The sequence below is a fragment of the Mesorhizobium sp. Arg314 genome, assembly GCF_053714275.1.
Genome location: NZ_JBSKBP010000309.1, coordinates 1 through 321 on the forward strand (window position 1 = coordinate 1; position 321 = coordinate 321).

The window sequence follows — 321 nt, forward strand, 5'->3', positions numbered from 1 at the left end:
ATCGGGGCGTTGCGGTGGCCCAGGCTGCCCGCGACCTCGATCTCCACGAGAATGTGCTGCGCAAATGGGTGCGCGAGCTGTCGACCGATCCGCAGCATGCGTTTCCCGGCCATGGGCAGATGAAGCCGGAGCAGCTCGAGATCGACCGGCTGCGCAAGGAAGTGGCGAAGCTGAAGGCGGAGCGCGACATCCTAAAAAACTGTCACGGGCCGGGTGCCCGCCTGCGGGCGGTAGAAACAGCCCGTGCTACTCTCGCACCCCGGAGGGTAGCGGCCGTCAGCTTATTGGAGGCACAGTCCCCGTTAAAAAACGTGGCCCATG

At 64.5% G+C, this 321-nt stretch carries 1 pseudogene; it reads left to right on the top strand.

What is annotated here, in order from left to right:
- Positions 1-197: pseudogene (locus ACWGS9_RS35625) on the top strand (transposase); the annotation flags it as partial.
- Between the last annotated feature and the right edge of the window lie 124 nt (positions 198-321).